7 protein-coding genes and 1 pseudogene are annotated in these 5859 nt (G+C 67.9%); 4 read left to right on the top strand and 4 right to left on the bottom strand.

Annotated elements, in window-relative coordinates:
* Positions 1-166: 166 nt before the first annotated feature.
* A complete protein-coding gene (locus ACWDA7_RS49435) occupies positions 167-748 on the top strand; it encodes a serine hydrolase domain-containing protein (protein WP_450614346.1) in 582 nt (193 codons plus the stop codon).
* Positions 749-821: 73 nt separating this feature from the next.
* Here the strand turns inward: ACWDA7_RS49435 and ACWDA7_RS49430 are convergent, their stop codons facing one another.
* Positions 822-1016, bottom strand: a complete 195-nt coding sequence (locus ACWDA7_RS49430; RefSeq protein WP_450614344.1) for a hypothetical protein — start codon at positions 1014-1016, stop codon at positions 822-824.
* Between the two features lie 201 nt (positions 1017-1217).
* On the opposite strand from ACWDA7_RS49430, the gene ACWDA7_RS49425 reads away from it, so the two are divergent.
* A complete protein-coding gene (locus ACWDA7_RS49425; protein ID WP_450614342.1) occupies positions 1218-1652 on the top strand; it encodes a cupin domain-containing protein in 435 nt (144 codons plus the stop codon).
* Between the two features lie 203 nt (positions 1653-1855).
* Here the strand turns inward: ACWDA7_RS49425 and ACWDA7_RS49420 are convergent, their stop codons facing one another.
* Positions 1856-2245, bottom strand: a complete 390-nt coding sequence (locus ACWDA7_RS49420) for a nuclear transport factor 2 family protein (RefSeq protein WP_450614348.1) — start codon at positions 2243-2245, stop codon at positions 1856-1858.
* Positions 2242-2574 (bottom strand): hypothetical protein, encoded by a 333-nt coding sequence (locus tag ACWDA7_RS49415; protein ID WP_450614340.1) that lies wholly within the window; start codon positions 2572-2574, stop codon positions 2242-2244. The genes ACWDA7_RS49420 and ACWDA7_RS49415 overlap by 4 nt, the downstream gene beginning before the upstream one ends.
* Positions 2575-3675: 1101 nt before the next feature.
* Between ACWDA7_RS49415 and ACWDA7_RS49410 the strand changes: the two genes are divergently transcribed.
* Positions 3676-4122: a PAS domain-containing protein gene (locus ACWDA7_RS49410; protein WP_450614338.1), complete on the top strand. Its 447-nt coding sequence runs from the start codon at positions 3676-3678 to the stop codon at positions 4120-4122.
* A gap of 325 nt (positions 4123-4447) precedes the next feature.
* Here the strand turns inward: ACWDA7_RS49410 and ACWDA7_RS49405 are convergent, their stop codons facing one another.
* Entirely contained in the window at positions 4448-4855 is a 408-nt protein-coding gene (locus ACWDA7_RS49405; RefSeq protein ID WP_450614336.1) for an ATP-binding protein, read from the bottom strand.
* 333 nt (positions 4856-5188) lie between these two features.
* Between ACWDA7_RS49405 and ACWDA7_RS49400 the strand changes: the two are divergent.
* Positions 5189-5365, top strand: a pseudogene (locus ACWDA7_RS49400) (glycoside hydrolase family 15 protein); the annotation flags it as partial.
* Between the last annotated feature and the right edge of the window lie 494 nt (positions 5366-5859).

Raw genomic sequence — 5859 nt, 5'->3', positions numbered from 1 at the left:
GCGTGAGGGCCTTGATGCGGGTGCGGATCGCCACGCCGGACGGGCCGACGGCCACGAAGGGGGCAGCGATCGTGCGCAGCGACTCACCACGCATCAATGTGCCCCCTCCCCAACACGTGGTCAGCAACAGGAAGAACGGTATCGGCCGGCACTGACAGTGCCCGCCATGCGTCGTGCGCGCGCTGCAACACCACGAACAGGTACATGCTCGTGCACACTCACACACACTCCTGCACATCCGAAACCGAACAGCTCCCAACCCCTCGGACTGCACCACACGTCCTTCCCCGGGAGCTCCGTCCGGATTCCCGGCCTGCACGCCCACGGCTACATACGCATGAACGGCCCGGGCTCCCCACTCACCGACGTCACCGAGGAGAACATGTCGGCGGCGTGGACGGCCGGTTCGCTGATCTCCACCACCCATGACCTGAACCGCTTCTTCAGCGCACTCATCGGGGGAAAGCTGCTGCCCCCGGCCCTGCTGCAGGCCATGCAGGACGTCAAGCCGCTGCCGGGCCAGTCGCCCTACGGACTCGGGCTCGACCGCGTCACCAACCCGGCGTACGGCACGGCCTACGGTCACACCGGCGGGACCCTGGGATACACCACCTACAGCTACACCACCGCCGACCACAGCCGCCAGGTCACCTTCTCCCTCAACACCATGATCGACTCGGCGCAGATCAAGACGGCCGTGGACAACGCGCTGACGACGCTGCTAAGCCCTCCCGCCACGCCGCATTAAGAGCTCCGAACAAAATAGGCGCCCGGCTGGGACACGGCTGCGATTCGTCGACGACGGCAGCCGCCCTGCCAGCTCAGGTGGCGGGTGCCGTGGTCAGCATCCAGTGGCTGAACGCGGCGTACCGCTGCGCGAACGCGGCTGCTCCGTCGGCGTGTTCGGCAGTTGCGGCGTGCTCGCGGGCGGCGTCTAACCGGGCGGTGCGGGCGGCTTCGTGCCGCGCGAGCGTCTTGGTGGTGTCGGGCTCGGCCGCCAGGGAGGCGCGCAGCACACCGGCGTCCTCAATGCCGAGGTGCCGCCTGCGGAGATGTGCGGGGACAGACCGTGCGGGTTTCGTCGTCGGGTTCGACGGCCGGTGTCCAGGCCTTTGAACGTCGTCGCCATCTGACGGTGGGGAGGGCTGTCACAGATCGCGACTCCACCTTGTCGAGGACGCAGAAGGTTTTAACCAATACAAATAGCGAGGACACTCATGAGCGCCGAACACTCGCACCATATCGAGAACCCCAACGCGACCACACCGCCGCCCCAGATCGACGTTATCGGCTCCGTACCTGGCGCACCGCAGATACCCGAGGGCGCCGAGGCGATGACACTCCTGGTCACCCTCCCGCCGGGCTCCGAGGGCGCACCGCCGCACCGCCACTCCGGCCCTGCCTACGGCTATGTCCTCAAGGGCGAGATGATCTTCGAGCTGGAGGGCGAGCCGCAGCGTGTCCTCAAGGCCGGCGATACCTTCTGGGAGCCGGGCGGCGACGTCATCCACTACCAGGACGGCAACAACCTTGCCGACGTCGAGTCCGCATTCGTCGTGACGATGTTCTGCGCCCCCGGCCAGCCGATGCTCGTCCCGGTCAGCGCGGAGGAGCTCGAGCAGCGGCGGGATCGTCGCGCGCCTCGCCCCTGACCGCAGGGGAGGAGGTCGGTTCCGTGCCGGCCTCCCCCGGCATTCCGGCGCCCGACGACAGCCATGCCCTTGGCCGCACACGCCGCCTGCGACCTGCCGCAAGGCGCACCGACCTGCCCGGCGGCCTCGCCCGCCGGGCAGGTCGGTGCGCCTTGTGGCACGTGCTGCGGCAAGCCCCCGTTCGGCCATCAACGTCCGGGGAGCTACTTCGCCTTGTGCGGCTTCGTGAAGAAGTCCTGCCAGGCGTTGGTGTCCACCGGAACGTCCTCCATCTTCACGATCTTTCCGTGGCGGATGGTGTAGTACATGGTCACGTCGACCGACTTGACCTGCGGATCCCAGGGGCGGTTCATCCGGATGAACTTCCGCGCGAATCCGCCCGCGCTGTCGCCCGCCATCGCGGCCACGTCCAGCTTGTAGCGGCTGCCGACTGTGGCCATCACCCGCTTGCGGAACGTGAGGAAGCCGTCCCATCCCTTGTACACGCCGGAGATGTCGGAGTGCCCGGGGATCCGTACCTCGACGTTGTCCGAGACCATACGGTGGATCCCGTCGAGGTCCCCGCTCCAGAACGTGTTGTAGAAGGTGTTCAGGAAGCCCGTGTTCTTGGGTGAGATGGCGTGCGCACCGTCGGCAGGGAGGGTGCGGGCTGGGAGGAGGCCGGTGTGCCGCGGGGCGTGTCGAGGGACGGTGTCCAGTAGGCGTCGTAGACGTCCTGCTCCTCCGGCATGGTCCATGCCTCCGGGACCCGGCCGTCCTTGATCTTGTACTGCATGGTGAAGCGCAGCGTCCAGATCTTCGCCGGATCCTTCTTGCGGTTGAGCGTCACGATCTCGCGGGTGAAGGCGGTGTCGCCGTTCACCGCGAAGTGCGGAACCTTCAGTTCGAAGGTGCCGCCGTTGTAGCCGAGGATGTGGCCCATGAACTCGCGAAGGCGGGCCTTGGGACAGGTCCCGGCTTTCCTTGCCCCAGTACTCCCTGGCATTGAGGCCCTTGCCCGGCACGTGCATGATGAAGTCGTCGGTGACGAACTTCTGCGCGGCGGGAATGTCGCCCTTGGCGAAGGCGGCGTAGAAGCCCTGAATGAGCTTCACCGTGTCCTGCGAGGCCTGCGGGGATGCCCCCGCCCAACCGCCGGCGAGTGTGGTCCCGTGCGACGTGGTCGCCGCCCCGGCGTCCGTTGCGGCGAAGACCGTCGCACCTGCTGCGGCAACGAGGGCGGTGGCCATGGACATTGAACCCTCCCTCCGCTGAAGCAGGGGGATTCCTGGCTCAGGCTGCCTGCGGGCCCAGCGGACCTACGGGTCTTACACCCTCAACACCAGCCGGGTCGGAACCTGCCCGGTTCGGTACTACAAGCAAAGGAGTTGCTGTGCCGGCCTGGCTCTCGCTGAGCACGGTGTGCGCGCTTGGTTCTCGCACCGCACACCGAGCAGCTTACCCGGTCGCGTGGACGGTCTTTCGCCCTGGCGGCGAAACCCCGTTGCCTGCCCTGCTCCGCAGGAGTCCGATTCCTCCCCAGCCTGAAGGCCAGGGCATCCTCGGAGGAACCAGGTGAAGCAAGCTTGCGCATCTCGAACTCCTCGCAGCTGTGCGGACCAAGGTGGCGGGTTGCGTCATGAACCCGGTCCGGCAGCAGCCGCCGTGATGTGACTGATCAAACCTTGAAAAGGGGCGCCGTCTCGGTGCCGTGAAGGCGGGCGCACGTTACTTCGGCCCGTCCGGTATCGCAGGCGCCGCCTGACACCGGCCAGGCCGAAATGACCCTGGGACTGCAGCGTCCCCGCCGCCTTTGCACCGGGTTTGCATCGTGGTGCCCCTTGCGGGGCCGGGGCGTGGTTTGCGGCGTGCAAGCCGTGTGCAAGGCGGCGCCGGACGGTGGTGAGGAGTTGCCCGGCCCGTCGGCCTGGCCGGCACGAACGGCGCAAGCCGGCCGGATCGAGCCTGAGCGGCGCTCGTGGGGAAGGGCCGCGGGCCGGGCACTGCCCGCGCCGGGCCGGCCCTGTGAGGAAGGAATGCAGTCATGACCGATGCACAGCCTGCCCGCCCCGCTGGGCCGGCGACGGCTGAGGGCACCACCGAGCCCTTTGGCGGGTTCCCGGCCTCCTATGCGCAGGATGTCCTTCACGAGGCAGTGGAAGCCGTGGTGGTGGCGGATCGCAGCGGTGTCATCCGGGGATGGAACCCGAGTGCTGCCCGGATGTTCGGCTACTCCTCCGAGGAGGCCGTGGGCCGGCCGGTGGACCTGATCGTTCCTCAGGAGCTCCGCGCGGCCCACTGGGACGGATACCGGCACGCTGTGTCCCGGGGCGTGATGGCCGAGCCGGGCAAACTCACGGCCGCACCAGCCGTACACAAGGACGGCACGAGCCTGTCCGTCGAGTTCCACGCCACGCTCCTGCACGATGACCGCGGGCATGTATACGGTGTCGTCGCCGTCCTGCGTGACGTCACCGCCCATACGGATTGAGACGAGCACACATGCAGTGAGTCTCCCCGCAGCCACGTGCAGCAGGACACGTGGTCGAACTCCCCTCCCGTAACGGTCGGAAGGACGCGATGAACGGCACCCGCGCGGGGCGCGTGCGACAGCGTCTTTGCGTGAAGAAGGTCGGCAGGACGCCGCACCACACACCCGGGTCGGTCGCCACGGGTGGAGCGGCCCGCTACCGCTCAGATGCGGTATTCCCTTGGCAGGTCTTGGGCGGGTGGGTCAGGGGCCCTGCGTGGCTTGCCTGGATCACATCTGCGCTCCATGGTGCCTGGCGGTCGGTTTCTGACTTCCGCATCGGCGGTCACATCACCACGTTCGCAGTGGGTTTCGCCTCCGGGTCCCCGGTCGTCGACGCACGCAGCACCGCTCCGACGCGCCACCCGTCCCGCTCGCGAGTGACCTCGATCGATTCGGCCATTGCCTGCACGATAGCCAGGCCGCGACCGTGTTCGTCGAGTTCTCGAGGGACCATGAGTTGCTGGGCTGGGGGTGCTCCGGAGTCCGTTACGCACATGCGTAGCTGGTCTTTGTGCTGGGCAAGGCGGATGGTCATCTCCGAGTGGCCGTACAAGACGGCATTGCCCGCCAGCTCACTGATGACCAGCGCGGCCGTGTCGCGGTCGTCCGCACTCAGGCCCCACAGGGTGAGCACGCCGGTGGCCCAGAGACGGGCGGCAGCGACACTGGCAGGCTCGGCGGGCAGAGCCACCACGGCTGTCCGAGCCGAACCTGTACAAAGCGGCTCCGCCCGACCCGAGGGATGCGCGGTCAGGATGGTCTGTCCAGGTGCGTGCAGGGGGTGAATGTCGATAGACACCATGGCGGCCTCCGGGGCGCCTGTCCGACGGGGAATCCGTCGGCACATTCGGGGCAACCACACGCTGCGGGGCGCTCATGGCCTGGTATGCAGCCACCTTGCCCACATATCGGGCCATGCGTGCAGCCAGCCCCGCCGGATGCCGCAGGCCAGCCGGCGACATGATTCCACGGCTGCAGGCCGCTCCCTCACGGCGCGACGGCAGACCCCAGGCGGCGGCAGGCGGTCGTCAACCGCTCGACGATCACGCTCAAGCTGCTGACCTACGCGTCCCCGGGGGCCCTGGTGGCCGCGGCCGTGGGACTGCCTGAACAACTCGAAGGCGAGCGCAACCGGGATGATCGCTACACCTGGATCCGGGATGCCGCCCTGTCAGTGAGGGCACTGCTCGACCTGGGGTGGTGTCGAGTTGTTGGAGGATCACTTCCTCCGAGGGCGCCGGGTAATGGGGGTGCGGACCGCGGCGGTGCAAGGCGCCGACCCGCGCACAGACGGGACGGCTTGTGCCCGTGGCACCGGTCGTGAAATGCACGGTGGGCAGACCGAGCGCGGCGGCCCGCCGTGGCAGCGTATGAGGTGTCGGCGATGAGCAACAGGTTTGATCAGGCCGTACTCGGAAACGCGGGGCGATTCGGCCTCGACTCTCCCGGCCGTGCAGTGCAGCGCACGGATCAGAAGGTGCGGTGCCGGTGCCCGTCATGGTGGGGGCAGTGACCAGGGCGTCGGTGAGGCTCATCGCTCCTGCGGCGGGACGTCACTCGGCGTGCGGACCAGACCGCGGCGAGGCAGGTACGTGCACTGTTGAATCCTCCCCCAGCTGAAGCAGGGGGATTCCTGGCTCACGTTGGCTGCGGGTCAGCGACCAGCAGCTCTTACACGATCAACACCAGCCGGGT

Source organism: Streptomyces sp. NPDC001156 (assembly GCF_053598275.1).
This window is presented reverse-complemented; position numbering and strand designations above follow the sequence as displayed.

Coding starts and splice junctions, on each gene's coding strand:
- ACWDA7_RS49415 (WP_450614340.1), bottom strand. CDS start 2,574: ATGGGCCACATCCTCGGCTACAACGGCGGCACCTTCGAACTGAAGGTT.
- ACWDA7_RS49410 (WP_450614338.1), top strand. CDS start 3,676: ATGACCGATGCACAGCCTGCCCGCCCCGCTGGGCCGGCGACGGCTGAG.
- ACWDA7_RS49425 (WP_450614342.1), top strand. CDS start 1,218: ATGAGCGCCGAACACTCGCACCATATCGAGAACCCCAACGCGACCACA.
- ACWDA7_RS49435 (WP_450614346.1), top strand. CDS start 167: ATGCGTCGTGCGCGCGCTGCAACACCACGAACAGGTACATGCTCGTGC.